Here is a 12,540-nt window from a genome sequence, read left to right as displayed (position 1 = left end):
CTGGGAGAAGGTGCACCCGCCGCCCCGGAACGACGCTGTTCCGCGGCGGCGGGACGCGCACCGACGTGGAACCAGGGTGGGCGGCCCAGGTTTCGCGGACGTTAGCCGCCCGTTGAGTTCGGACGGCTTTTCACGGGCCCCGGACCTCCCCGCGTCATACTCCGTCGTCCGGCCGGGCGGCCCCGGGTCAGGGCCGTCCGGCGACCAGCTCCCCGTCCTTCCAGACCGCCGCGACCTGCGGGACCCCGGGGCGGTAGGCCAGGTGGACGTGGTCGGGCGCGTCGAGCAGGGTGAGGTCGGCGCGCGCGCCCGGGGCGAGGTGGCCGACGTCGGTGCGGCGCAGGGCCCGCGCACCGCCCGCCGTCGCGGCCCACACCGCCTCGTCCGGGGTCATGCCCATGTCGCGGACCGCGACGGCGATGCAGAAGGCCAGGCTGGAGGTGAAGCAGGAGCCTGGGTTGCAGTCGCTGGCCAGGGCGACGACCGCCCCCGCGTCGATGAGGGCGCGTGCGTCCGGGTAGGGCTGGCGGGTGGAGAAGTCCACGCCCGGGAGCAGGGTGGCGACCGTGGGCTCGGGGCGTCCGCCGGCCTCGGCCAGGGCCTCCACGTCGGCGGCGGACAGGTGGGTGCAGTGGTCCACGGAGGCGGCGCCGAGTTCGACGGCCAGGCGCACGCCCGGCCCCTCGCCCAGCTGGTTGCCGTGCACCCTGGGCAGCAGGCCGCGCTCCCTCCCGGCGGTGAGGACGCGGCGGGAGGCGTCCTCGTCGAAGGCGCCGCGCTCGCAGAAGACGTCGACCCACCTCGCGTGGGGCGCGCAGGCGTCCATCATGGGGCCGGTGACCAGGTCCAGGTAGCCCTCGGGGTCGTCGGCGTACTCGGGGGCGACCACGTGCGCGCCGAGGAAGGTCACCTCGTCGGTGACCCGGGCGGCGACGGCCAGGCAGCGCTCCTCGTCGCGCGTGGTGAGCCCGTAGCCGGACTTGACCTCCAGGGTGGTCGTGCCCTGGGCGCGGGCCTCGCCCACGAGGCGCCGCGCCCCCGCGAGCAGGTCGGCGTCGGAGGCCTCGCGGGTGGCGGCGACGGTGGTGCGGATGCCGCCCGCCGAGTACGGCTGCCCGCTCATGCGCGCGGCGAACTCGCGGCTGCGGTTCCCCGCGAACACGATGTGGGAGTGGCTGTCCACGAACCCCGGGAGGACGCAGCGCCCGGCCGCGTCGACCCTCGCGTCGGCGTCCGGCGCCTGGGAGCGCGGGCCCGCCCAGGCCACCCTGCCGCCCTGCACCACCATGGCGGCGTCCCGGATCTCGCCCACGGCGCCGCGGCCCCGGGAGGGGTCGTTGGTGACCAGGGTGGCGATGTCGTCGATGAGGATGCTCTCGGGCACGTCGGCCATCAGTGGATCTCCTTGATCACCGTGTCGAGTTCGTGCGCGGTGTCGGGCACGAGCGTGTGGACGCCGTCGCGGACGGTCCAGCGGCCGTCGGCCATCACGTGGCGCACGTCGGCCGCGGAGGCCGCGAAGACGACGGCGTCGGCGGCGCGCGCGGGGTCGGCCCCGGCCAGCCGGACGCCGTCCAGGGGGATGTTGACCAGGTCGGCGCGCGCCCCGGCCCGCAGCGCGCCCGCGTCCTCCCAGCCGAGGGAGGCGTGCCCGTGGGCGGTGGCGGCGCGCAGGAGCGCGCCGGTTCCCAGGGTGCCGCGCCTGTGGGTGCGCAGGCGCTCGTGGAGCTCGACCGCCCGGGCCTCCTCGAACAGGTCGAGCTGGGCGTGCTGGTCCGTGCCCAGGGTGATCGGGGCGGGCAGCAGGTCGCCGGTGCGGGGCAGGCCGTCGGCCAGGTCCCGCTCGGTGGTGGGGCACAGGCACACGGTGGCGCCGGAGAGCCGGACGGCGCCGACGTCGTCGTCGGTGAGGTGGGTGGCGTGCACGAGGCTGGTGCGCGGCGTGAGCGCGCCCGCGTCGTCGAGCACCCGTGCCGGGGTGCGGCCGTAGGCGGCCAGGCAGGCCGCGTTCTCGGCCGGCTGTTCGGAGAGGTGGGCGTGCAGGGGCGCGTGGCGGTCGGCGGCGTAGGCGACGACGTCGGGCAGCTGCGCGGCGGGGACGGCCCGTACCGAGTGGACGGCGGCGCCCGCCAGCGCGTGGTCCCCCACGGGGGTGAACCCGGCCGCCCGGTCGGCCCACCGTGCGGCGTCGCCGTCGCCGAAGCGCCGCTGGGCCCCCTCCAGCGGCCGGTGCGCTCCGCCGGGGTCCAGGCCGCCGGACAGGTAGCACACGTCCAGCAGGGTGATGCGGAGCCCGGCCTCGGCCGCCGCCCGCACCAGGGCCGCGCCCATGGCGTTGGGGTCGGCGTAGCGGGTCCCGCCGGGGGCGTGGTGGAGGTAGTGGAACTCGCCCACGCAGGTGACGCCCGCCAGGGCCATCTCCGCGTAGGCGGCCCTGGCGAGCCGCAGGTAGGTGTCCGGGTCGAGCCGGTCCGCGACGCGGTACATGGCCTCGCGCCAGGTCCAGAACGACCCGCCGCCGGTGTGGGTGCGTCCGCGCAGGGCCCGGTGGAAGGCGTGCGAGTGCGCGTTGGCCAGGCCCGGCAGGGTGAGGCCGGTGAGGGTCTCGGCCCCGGCGGGCGCGACGGCTCCCGGGCTCACTGCGGTGATGCGGCCCCCGGCGGTCTCGACGAGCACGCCGTACTCGGGGCTCCCGTCCCCGGCACCGGTCCAGGCCCACTCGCACCACACGCGGCGCGGCGCGGGCCCGCCCCCGGCCGCGGGGGCCCGGGCCCCCGGCATGTCCGGAGCGGTTCCGGCGGCGCCCCCCGCTCGCGGCGGCCCGCCCGGGACCGCCCCCGGAGCGCCGGTCACCGGGCGCCGCCCCGGCGGACGGGGCGGGCGAGGAGGTCCTGGAGGACGTCGGCCAGGGCGAGCACCCCGGCGTGGCAGTCCTCGGGACGGGCGTACTCCTGCGGGGAGTGGGACACCCCGGTCGGGTTGCGCACGTACAGCATGGCGGTGGGCACGTGGGCGGCGAGCACGCCCGCGTCGTGTCCGGCGCCCGTGGGCAGCAGCGGCACGCGCGGGTCCGGGGCCCCCGACCCGACCACGGCGGCCAGGCGGTCGCGGAGGCCGTGCGAGAACTCCACCAGGGGTGTGAGGGACTCGGCGTCCATCGCGTAGCCCACGCCGTGGTCGCGTGCGGCGCCCGCCGCGGCCTCGCGGACCCCGTCGACGACCGCCTCCAGGGACGCGGCGTCGGCGGCGCGGGCGTCCAGCCAGGCGCTGACCCGGGACGGGACGGCGTTGGTGCCGTTGGGGTCGATCAGGGCCCTGGCGACCGTGGCGCGGGCGCCGTGCCGCTCCGCCTGGGCGCGCGCGGCCAGGATCGCGTGCGCGAAGGGCAGCATGGGGTCGCTGCGGTCGTCGAGCCGGGTGGTCCCGGCGTGGTCGGCGCGTCCGGTGAAGTCCATCCGCCAGCGGCCGTGCGGCCAGATCGAGGAGGCCACGCCCACCGGGTGCGCGGTGTCCTCCAGTGCGCGTCCCTGCTCCACGTGCAGCTCCACGAACACGTCCAGGTCGGCGAGGGCCCCGGGGTCGGCGCCCATCGCCGCCGGGTCGTGCCCGGCGGCCTCCATCGCCTGCCCCCAGGTGACCCCGGAGGCGTCGGTGAGCCCGCGCGCGCGTTCGGGGGAGACCTCTCCCGCGCTCAGCCTGCTGCCCAGGCACGGGACGCCGAACCGGCCGCCCTCCTCCTCCGCGAACACCGTGACGGCGAGCGGACGGGCGGGCGCGACCCCGCGCCCGCGCAGCTCGTCCACGGCGGCCAGGGCCGAGGCGACACCGAGCGGACCGTCGAAGGCCCCTCCGTCGGGCACCGAGTCCAGGTGGGACCCGGTGGCCACCGCCCCCGGACCGGGGACGCCCCACCAGGCCCACAGGTTGCCGTTGCGGTCGGCGCGCACGTCGAGCCCGCGCGCGGTCGCGGCCTCCGTGAACCAGGCGCGGGCTTCGGTGTCGGCGCCCGCCCAGGTGTGGCGGCGGTAGCCGCCGCTCCCGGCGTCGCGTCCCACGGGCTCCAGGTCGGCCCACAGGCGGTCGAAGCTCACTCGCCCTCCTTCATGGGGACGCGGACGCCGTGCGCCTCGGCGACGCGCTCGGCCTCGGGGTACCCGGCGTCCACGTGGCGGATGACGCCCGTGGCGGGGTCGTTGGTGAGCACCCGCTCCAGCTTGGCGGCGGCCAGGTCCGTGCCGTCCGCGACGCTGACCTGGCCGGCGTGGAGGGAGCGGCCCATGCCCACGCCGCCGCCGTGGTGGACGGACACCCAGGACGCGCCGGAGGAGGTGTTGACGAGCGCGTTGAGCAGCGGCCAGTCGGCGATGGCGTCGGAGCCGTCCCTCATGCCCTCGGTCTCGCGGTAGGGGGAGGCCACGGAGCCCGTGTCCAGGTGGTCGCGGCCGATGGCCAGCGGCGCCGAGATCTCGCCGGAGGCGACCAGTTCGTTGAACCTCAGCCCGGCCGCGGCCCGCTCGCCCTGGCCCAGCCAGCAGATGCGGGCGGGGAGCCCCTGGAACGCCACCCGCTCCCCCGCCAGGCGGATCCACCGGGCCAGGTGCTCGTTCTCGGGGAACAGGTCGAGGACGGCGCGGTCGGTGCGCGCGATGTCGGCGGGGTCCCCGGACAGCGCGGCCCAGCGGAACGGCCCGCGGCCCTCGCAGAAGAGCGGGCGGATGTAGGCCGGCACGAACCCGGGGAAGTCGAACGCCCGGGTGAACCCGCCCTCGCGCGCCTCGTCGCGGATGGAGTTGCCGTAGTCGAACACCTCTGCGCCCGCGTCGAGGAAGCCGACCATGGCCTCCACGTGCGCCGCCATGGACTCGCGCGCCCGGAGGGTGAACTCCTCGGGCTCGGCCCGGGCCAGGTCCTTCCAGTCCTCGACGGAGACACCCGCGGGCAGGTAGGCGAGCGGGTCGTGGGCCGAGGTCTGGTCGGTGACGACGTCGACCGGGGCACCGCGGCGCAGGAGTTCGGGGAACACCTCGGCTGCGTTGCCGAGCACGCCGATCGACAGGGGCCGCCGCTCGTCCCGCGCCTTCACGGCGAGGTCGAGGGCGTGGTCGAGGCCGTCGGCGCGCACGTCGAGGTAGCGGTGCTCGATGCGGCGGTCGATGCGGCTGCCGTCGCACTCGACCACAACGGCCACGCCGTCGTTCATGGTGACGGCGAGCGGCTGCGCTCCCCCCATGCCGCCGAGGCCCGCGGTGAGGGTGATGGTCCCGGCGAGCGTTCCGCCGAACCTCTTGGCGGCGACGGCGGCGAAGGTCTCGTAGGTGCCCTGGAGGATGCCCTGGGTGCCGATGTAGATCCACGACCCGGCGGTCATCTGCCCGTACATGGTGAGGCCCCGGGCCTCCAGGCGGCGGAACTCGGGCCAGTTCGCCCAGTCCCCCACGAGGTTGCTGTTGGCGATCAGCACGCGCGGGGCCCACTCGTGGGTGCGCATGATGCCGACCGGCCGACCGGACTGCACGAGCAGCGTCTCGTCCCCCTCCAGGTCGCGCAGGGAGGCGGTGATGCGGTCGAAGCTGCGCCAGTCCCGCGCCGCCTTGCCGGTACCGCCGTAGACCACCAGCTCCTCGGGGTGCTCGGCGACCTCGGGGTCGAGGTTGTTGTGGAACATGCGCAGGGCGGCCTCCTGCGGCCAGCCCTTGGCGGACAGTGCGGTGCCGCGCGCGGCTCGGACGGTACGCGGGGTGCTCATGCGGGGCTCCTCGTTCGTGGTGGGCCGGCGCGGCCCGGTGCCGGGCCGCGCCGGGGTCAGGCGAGCGCGGTGACGGTCTCGGCCGCCCCGACCACGGATCCGTCGGCGACCATGGCCGCGACGGCGGCGATCTCGGGGGCCAGGTGGCGGTCGGGGCCGGGGCCGTCGACCCTCTCCCGGACGGCGCGCAGGACGGCGCCGGTGGCCGGGCCGGGCCGCAGCGGCGACCGCAGGTCCAGGGCGCGGGCGGCGGTGAGCAGTTCCACCGCGAGCACGCTGGTCAGGCCGTCCACGGCGCGGCGCAGTTTGCGGGCGGCCGACCAGCCCATGGACACGTGGTCCTCCTGCATGGCCGAACTGGGGATGGAGTCGACGCTGGCGGGGACGGCCAGGCGCTTCAGTTCGGAGACGATGGCGGCCTGCGTGTACTGGGCGATCATGTGCCCGGAGTCCACGCCGGGGTCGTCGGCGAGGAAGGCGGGCAGCCCGTGGGAGCGGGACACGTCGAGCATGCGGTCGGTGCGGCGCTCCGCGATGGACGCGGTGTCGGCGACCGCGATGGCGAGGAAGTCGAGGACGTAGGCGACGGGCGCCCCGTGGAAGTTGCCGTTGGACTCGATCCGCCCGTCGTCGAGCACGACCGGGTTGTCGATGACGCTGTCGAGTTCGCGCCCGGCCACGAGGAGGGCGTGGGCGAGGGTGTCGCGCGCCGCTCCCGCGACCTGGGGGGCGCAGCGCAGGGAGTAGGCGTCCTGGACGCGGTTGCAGTCGGGACCGCGGTGGGAGGCGACGATCGGGGAGTCGGCCAGCAGGGCGCGCAGGTTGGCGGCGGAGGCGGCCTGCCCCGGGTGCGGGCGCAGCCGCTGGAGCTCGTCGGCGAACACCCTGTCGGTGCCCAGCAGCGCCTCGACGCTCATCGCGGCGGTGATGTCGGCGACCTTGAGCAACCGCTCCAGGTCCGTGCAGGCCAGCACGAGCATGCCGAGCATGCCGTCGGTGCCGTTGATGAGGGCCAGGCCCTCCTTGGCGCCCAGCTCCACCGGGCGGATCCCGGCCTCGCGCAGCGCGGTGGAGGCGGGCTTGGCCTCACCGGCCGCGTCGCGCACGTCGCCCTCGCCCATGAGCGCGAGCGCCACGTGCGACAGCGGCGCCAGGTCGCCGGAGCAGCCGAGGCTGCCGTACTCGTGGACGACCGGCGTGATCCCGGCGTTGAGCAGGGCGGCGAGGGTCTCGACGGTGGCGGCCTCGACGCCGGTGCTGCCGGAGGCCAGGGTGCGCAGGCGCAGGAGCATGAGGGCGCGTGTGACCTCGCGCTCGACCTCGGGCCCGGTGCCCGCCGCGTGCGAGCGGATGAGCGAGCGCTGGAGCCGGGCGCGCAGGTCGGGGGCGATGTGGCGGGTGGCGAGCGCGCCGAAGCCCGTGCTGACCCCGTAGGCGGGGACCTTGCCCCGGGCGAGGGCCTCGACACGTTCCCGGCCGTGCCGGACGGCCTTGCGGGACTCCTCGGAGAGGGTGACGCGGGCGCCGTGGCGCGCGACGTCGAGGACCTGGGCCGGGGTGAGCGGGGCGCCGCCGACGACGACGGGAGGAACTGCTGTGGACATGCCCCCATTGGACCGCCCGGACGGCCCCGGGTGAAGCGCTGACACGGCGGTTCCGTCTGACATCTCAGACGCACGGGCGCGGGCGCCCTCCGCCGACCGCGGCCGGGGCGGACGGGCGCGGTTCCGGGGCGTCCGGTCCTCAGCCGGGCGGCGCCCCCGCGGTCCGGCCCGACTCGGCCCGGCCCCGTGCGGCCCGGGCCCGCACGTCCAGGACCCGGCTGAGCAGGGCGGCCGCGTGGAGCATGGCCGCGCCCCGCGCAGTCAGCCTGCCCTGCCAGTCCTCCAGGGCGCCGGCCAGGGTGTCGGCGCCCCCTGCCGTCCGGATCCGCTCGACCACCGCGGCGATGTGCCCCAGGGGGTGGCCCCCGCGCCGGAGGAGGTGGGCCAGCTCGGCGTCGCGGACGTCGTGCGGGCCGAACACGCGGTATCCGGTGGAGGGGTCCCGCCCGGGGGCGAGGATGCCGGCGGCCTCCCAGTTGCGCAGGGTCGCCGGGGTGACGCCCAGGCGGCGCGCGAGCGCGCCGACGGTGCGGGTCCCGGTGTCCGCCGGCGGCTCGGGAGCGGCATCGGCCCGCCCCGTCAGGTGGCCGACCGCCTCCCGCACCGCGGCGAGGGTCTCCCGGTCGCGGAGCAGCTGGAGGTGGCCCCGGTCGATGGCCTCCAGGGCGTCCTCGGTCCGGCCGTCGTGGAGCGCCCGCATGATCCTGCCCGCGGACGGGTACCCGTGGGCCGGGACCAGGGCGAGGTAGGCGCGGAGGGCCGCCGCGTGCGCCTCGGTGTAGATCCGGTAGCCGCTGGGGGTCCGCTCGGCGGGCGGCAGGAACCCGTCCCGCTCGTAGTTGCGTACCGCCTGGGTCGAGATACCGTGCTCGTGCGCGAGGTCGGATGGTCGCATCGTGGTCCCTGGTTCGAGGCTTTGCCGGATGTCCGTCCGGCGAGGACGACCGGGGTCTCAACAGTTTTCCAAGGATAGGGTGCAGGCCCCGGGGTCGGGCCCAGGGGACTCCCGCCCGTGTCCCGCACCGCCGCGGGAGCCCTGGACAGCCGGCACGCCCCCCGGCGGCCGGCCGTCCGCGCCCGCCCGGCGGCGCCGGGGCCCGCGCCGCCCGGGGACCCGGGAGGCGGGACGGGGCCGTTCGGCCCCTGCCGGGGACGGCGGGGCGTGGGACAATCGACGCATGAGCCTCGTTCCGGCCGCGACACGGGCCCTGCGGCTGCTCCGGTTCCTGGCGGCGCGCCCCGGTCCGGTGTCCGCCTCGGCCATCGCCGCCGGGCTCGACCTCCCCCGCTCCAGCGTCTACCAGCTGCTGGAGGCCATGGCGGAGGAGGGGTTCGTGACCCACCTTCCGGAGGAGCGCCGCTGGGGCCTCGGCGTGGCGGCGTTCGAGATCGGCTCCGCCTATCTGCGCCACGACGGCGTGGAACGGCTGGCCCGCCCCCTGCTGCACCAGCTCACCGAGAGCACCGGCGCGACCGCCCACCTGGGCGTGCTGCACGGGGCCGACACCCTGTACCTGCTCAAGGAGCAGCCGCCGCACGCCGCGCCGCTGATCACCGGGGTGGGGGTGCGCCTGCCCGCGCACCTGACCGCGTCGGGGCGGGCGATGCTGGCGCGCCTGCCCCGCGCGCAGGTGCGTGCCCTGTACCCCGACGCGGCGGCGTTCACCGACCGCACCGGGCGCGGGCCGACCACCCCCGGGGAGCTGCGGCGGCTCCTGGAGGAGGAGCGGCGCCAGGGCTGGTCCATCGAGGACGGCCAGGTCACCGAGGGGTTCGTGTCGGTGGCGGCGGCGGCCTCGGACCACAACGGCCACCCCGCCGCGGCGATCAGCCTGACGGTCCCGAGCGCGCGACCGGTGACCCCGCAGGCGCTCGCCGGGAGGGCGCGCGACGCCGCCGCGGAGCTGACCCGGCGGCTGGACGGGCGCGCCTCACCGTAGCGGCGGTGTCCGCTCCACGACCGAGGGCAGCGGTGCGGTGCGCTCCACCATCCGCAGGATCCTCTCCTTGTGCTCCTTGGGCACCTGCACGTAGAACTGCGTGGGCGCGTCCACCGGGTCCAGCCCGAGGCTCTCGGCGGTCTCCGCCCAGCTCGGCAGTTCGGTCCCGGTGCGGTGGGTGTCGAGCACGAACTCGATGAAGTACGTCAGCCGGCGCCCGCCCGTGTGCACCTCGCGGACGCGGCGGATCTCGGGCCACGCGATGAACGTCCCCTCTCCCGGGAACCACCACTTGCGCTCCTGGAGGACCGTGACGCCGTCGCTGTCGGCGCTGATGCCCTGGCGGGTGATGCGCTGGGGCAGTCCCCGCACCAGGAGGAGGTTGCTCCCCGGCCCGACGAAGAGCATGGTCAGGCCCGCCACCGCCCACAGCGAGACCGAGCCGACGGTGGACTCCTCGCGCAGCACGTGCCAGACCATGGAGCCCAGGACGACCAGGAAGCCCAGGGTGAGGGCGCCCGAGAAGTACGCGGCGGTCATCCACATCCGCGTGTTGGGGCCGCGCAGGCTGACGTACCGGCGCAGGTGCGAGACACCGCCGGGGGGCTGGGTCAGGTCCGAGGGGATGCCCCGCACCGCAGGGGGCACGTCCGCGTTTTCGGGGGAGGCCATACCCCCCATTCTTCCAACTCTTTCGGGTGCTCCGTGCGGCGGAACCCCCTGGAACGGGCCCGGCGGTGGCCGCGCCCGGCCAATCCCGCCAAAGTCCGGGCGGCCGGGGCGGCAGCCCACTAGAGTCCGGTCCATGAGGCCCAACGCGAACGAGTACGAGACCGAGCTGCGGCTCAACGGCGAGGTCATCGTCCTCGACGGCATGCCCTACCAGGGCCGCACCGTGCTTCCGGAGGGGCCGGAGCAGTTCGCTCCCCTGGAGCGCTGGGCCAAGGGGGTGGCCGAGACCCTGGGAGAGCCGGTGACCTGGCGTGCCGTGGAGAAGGGCGAGCTCGCCGGACGCGGAACCGTGCAGCCCGGTCCCGGGGCTCAGAACCGCCGGGCGCTCTGAGCCCCGCACTTGGCGCACTGGAACTTGCGGTCGTCGCCGAGAATCCAGTCGTGGTCCCCACCGGTAGGACACGCTGACATCGACACCATCTCCTCAAGGGGCTTCGGGGGTGTGCGTGGCGATCACCCTATGTCCCACCAGCCACATCAGTCCCGAGAATGAGAGAGTTGTTCCCTTCTTCATGTCTAAGGAGGGTTTTCAGTCGACCTGGCCCGAATTTCGCCACTCTCCGATTTTAATCGCACACGCTCCGTGACGACAAAGGCCTTCCGGGCGGGAAGGGCCGACCACGAGCGCCGCGGCGGCCGCGAACGCGGGAAGGGGCCCGTCGCGACGGCGACGGACCCCTTCCGCGAGGTCTTCGGGACCCCGGCCTAGTTCTGTGCGGCGGCCCTCATGTGGGCCTCGACCGCGGCGCGGTCGGCACGCAGCTTGGCGAGGGCCTCGTTCAGGATGAGCTTGCCCTCCTCCTCGCTGCGGCGCTCCTTCACGTACGCCAGGTGGGTCTTGTAGGGCTCGGTGCGCGGCGGGGAGGGGGGGTTCGCCTTGTCCTTGCCCGCGGGGAAGCCGCAGCGCGGGCAGTCCCACTCGTCGGGAACCAGAGCTTCGCTCGCGAAACTGGGCACGACCTCGTGCAGGTTCGCGCAGTAGAACGGAACCCGCACGCGCGGGGCTGCCTCGCCCCGCTCCGCCTCGCCCATGGGGCCGGCTCCGACACGGCTGCCACGGATGGCACTGCCACTACCCACGAAAAACTCCTTCAGCGAACTGGCCCACCGGATGATCGGGCGAGCTTGACTGTGGACTGGGGGCGCCCCGCGGCTCGCGGGTCACATGCCCCGGTTGATCAGCAGGCCGAGAACGACGATCGAGAGGATCCACGCCACCGCGATGACGATGGTCATCCGGTCCAGGTTGCGTTCGACCACCGAGGATCCGCCGAGCGAGGACGTGACGCCACCGCCGAACATGTCGGAGAGGCCGCCGCCCTTGCCCTTGTGCATGAGCACCAGGAGGACCAACAGCACGCTGAGAAGCATCACGAAGATGGACAGACCGAGGATCACACGCTCACCCGTAGCTCGACCCCGCAGCGGGGGGATGGAAACCTCGATCCCCCATTTCCCGCCCGTACCGGCGGCGGCGCCGCGGCACCGGGCCTGTACGGAGAAGGGGAAGGAGGAGACCGGGGACAATTTCGGATTTTACCGTGCCTTGGCGGCACGGGTGGGGAAACCGCGAGGCACGGAGAACCCCACAGCGAAGTCTAGCCCGACCGGCGGACCTGTCGGGCACTCCGCCCGTCACCGTTCGACATCGAAGGGTGACGGGCGGGACGGGACGAGAGGTCCGGGGACTACTTCTCGCCGAAGCGGATCACCTTGACGAACTCGTCCGCCTTGAGGCACGCGCCGCCGACCAGGGCGCCGTCGACGTCGTCCTCGGCCATGATGCCGGGGGCGTTGTCGCCCTTGACCGAGCCGCCGTAGAGCACGCGCACCGCGTCCGCGACCTCGGGCGAGTAGAGCTCGGCCAGGCGGGCGCGGATCGCCGCGCACACCTCCTGGGCGTCCCCGGGGGTGGCGACCTCTCCGGTGCCGATGGCCCACACGGGCTCGTAGGCGACCACGATCCGCTCGGCCTGCTCGGCCGTGACCTCCTTGAGGGCGCCGTCCAGCTGGGCCAGGACGTGCTCGACCTGCTGTCCCGCCTTGCGGACCTCCAGGCCCTCCCCGACGCACAGGATCGGCACGATGCCGTGCCTGTAGGCCGCCTTCACCTTGGCGTTGACCAGGGCCTCGTCCTCGTTGTGGTACTCGCGGCGCTCGGAGTGGCCCACCAGCACGTAGGAGCAGTCGAGCTTGGCGAGCATGGCGCCGGAGATCTCACCGGTGTAGGCGCCCTTGTCCTGCGCGGAGATGTCCTGTGCGCCGTAGCCGATCTTGAGCTTGTCGCCGTCGACCAGCGTCTGGACGCTGCGCAGGTCGGTGAACGGCGGCAGGACGACGACCTCGGCGTTGTCGTAGTCCTTGTCGTTCAGCCCGAACGCCAGCTTCTGGACGAGCGCGATGGCCTCCAGGTGGTTGTTGTTCATCTTCCAGTTGCCCGCGATGAGCGGCAGGCGCTTGGCCATGTTCGTACTTCCTGTCTGGGAGGGATCGGGTCGGTGGCCGACCGTGTGCGTCG

Annotated in this window: 12 protein-coding genes; 2 read left to right on the top strand and 10 right to left on the bottom strand. The window is 74.9% G+C overall.

Annotated elements, in window-relative coordinates; genetic code table 11:
- Positions 1 to 187: 187 nt before the first annotated feature.
- From hutI to OUQ99_RS09160, 6 genes are all read right to left on the bottom strand, one after another.
- On the bottom strand, positions 188 to 1,393 hold the full coding sequence (gene hutI / locus OUQ99_RS09185) for an imidazolonepropionase (RefSeq protein WP_267948998.1): 1,206 nt from the start codon (positions 1,391 to 1,393) through the stop codon (positions 188 to 190).
- Positions 1,393 to 2,781, bottom strand: a complete 1,389-nt coding sequence (locus OUQ99_RS09180; protein WP_267948997.1) for a formimidoylglutamate deiminase — start codon at positions 2,779 to 2,781, stop codon at positions 1,393 to 1,395. Before OUQ99_RS09180 ends, hutI begins: the two co-directional genes overlap by 1 nt.
- Before the next feature lie 68 nt (positions 2,782 to 2,849).
- Entirely contained in the window at positions 2,850 to 4,091 is a 1,242-nt protein-coding gene (locus tag OUQ99_RS09175; RefSeq protein ID WP_267948996.1) for an allantoate amidohydrolase, read from the bottom strand.
- Positions 4,088 to 5,746, bottom strand: a complete 1,659-nt coding sequence (gene hutU, locus OUQ99_RS09170) for a urocanate hydratase (protein ID WP_267948995.1) — start codon at positions 5,744 to 5,746, stop codon at positions 4,088 to 4,090. The genes OUQ99_RS09175 and hutU overlap by 4 nt, the downstream gene beginning before the upstream one ends.
- 56 nt (positions 5,747 to 5,802) lie before the next feature.
- A complete protein-coding gene (gene hutH, locus OUQ99_RS09165; RefSeq protein WP_267948994.1) occupies positions 5,803 to 7,350 on the bottom strand; it encodes a histidine ammonia-lyase in 1,548 nt (515 codons plus the stop codon).
- 139 nt (positions 7,351 to 7,489) lie between these two features.
- Positions 7,490 to 8,245 carry a TioE family transcriptional regulator gene (locus OUQ99_RS09160; protein WP_267948993.1) on the bottom strand — a complete coding sequence of 252 codons (756 nt, stop codon included), beginning with the start codon at positions 8,243 to 8,245 and terminating at the stop codon, positions 7,490 to 7,492.
- A gap of 283 nt (positions 8,246 to 8,528) precedes the next feature.
- Between OUQ99_RS09160 and OUQ99_RS09155 the strand changes: the two genes are divergently transcribed.
- Positions 8,529 to 9,290: an IclR family transcriptional regulator gene (locus tag OUQ99_RS09155; protein WP_267948992.1), complete on the top strand. Its 762-nt coding sequence runs from the start codon at positions 8,529 to 8,531 to the stop codon at positions 9,288 to 9,290.
- Here OUQ99_RS09155 and OUQ99_RS09150 read toward each other — a convergent pair.
- Positions 9,282 to 9,962: a hypothetical protein gene (locus tag OUQ99_RS09150; RefSeq protein WP_267948991.1), complete on the bottom strand. Its 681-nt coding sequence runs from the start codon at positions 9,960 to 9,962 to the stop codon at positions 9,282 to 9,284. The two genes, OUQ99_RS09155 and OUQ99_RS09150, sit on opposite strands and share 9 nt — an antisense overlap.
- A gap of 133 nt (positions 9,963 to 10,095) precedes the next feature.
- Here OUQ99_RS09150 and OUQ99_RS09145 point away from each other — a divergent pair, with 133 nt between their 5' ends.
- Positions 10,096 to 10,353, top strand: coding sequence for a hypothetical protein (locus OUQ99_RS09145; RefSeq protein WP_267948990.1), 258 nt, complete (start codon positions 10,096 to 10,098; stop codon positions 10,351 to 10,353).
- A gap of 374 nt (positions 10,354 to 10,727) precedes the next feature.
- Here the strand turns inward: OUQ99_RS09145 and OUQ99_RS09140 are convergent, their stop codons facing one another.
- The 3 genes from OUQ99_RS09140 to tpiA form a co-directional block, all read right to left on the bottom strand.
- Complete coding sequence (locus tag OUQ99_RS09140) at positions 10,728 to 11,102, bottom strand: RNA polymerase-binding protein RbpA (protein ID WP_267948989.1); 375 nt, start codon at positions 11,100 to 11,102, stop codon at positions 10,728 to 10,730.
- Between the two features lie 81 nt (positions 11,103 to 11,183).
- The gene (secG, locus tag OUQ99_RS09135) at positions 11,184 to 11,420 is read right to left on the bottom strand and encodes a preprotein translocase subunit SecG (protein WP_267948988.1); all 237 of its coding nucleotides are present in this window, start codon (positions 11,418 to 11,420) and stop codon (positions 11,184 to 11,186) included.
- Between the two features lie 290 nt (positions 11,421 to 11,710).
- Complete coding sequence (gene tpiA, locus OUQ99_RS09130; RefSeq protein WP_267948987.1) at positions 11,711 to 12,487, bottom strand: triose-phosphate isomerase; 777 nt, start codon at positions 12,485 to 12,487, stop codon at positions 11,711 to 11,713.
- Between the last annotated feature and the right edge of the window lie 53 nt (positions 12,488 to 12,540).

The organism is Streptomonospora nanhaiensis, assembly GCF_026642255.1.
Lineage (GTDB): Bacteria > Actinomycetota > Actinomycetes > Streptosporangiales > Streptosporangiaceae > Nocardiopsis > Nocardiopsis tropica.
Note: the sequence above shows the minus strand (reverse complement) of the source record. Positions and strands in the feature narration are given on the sequence as shown.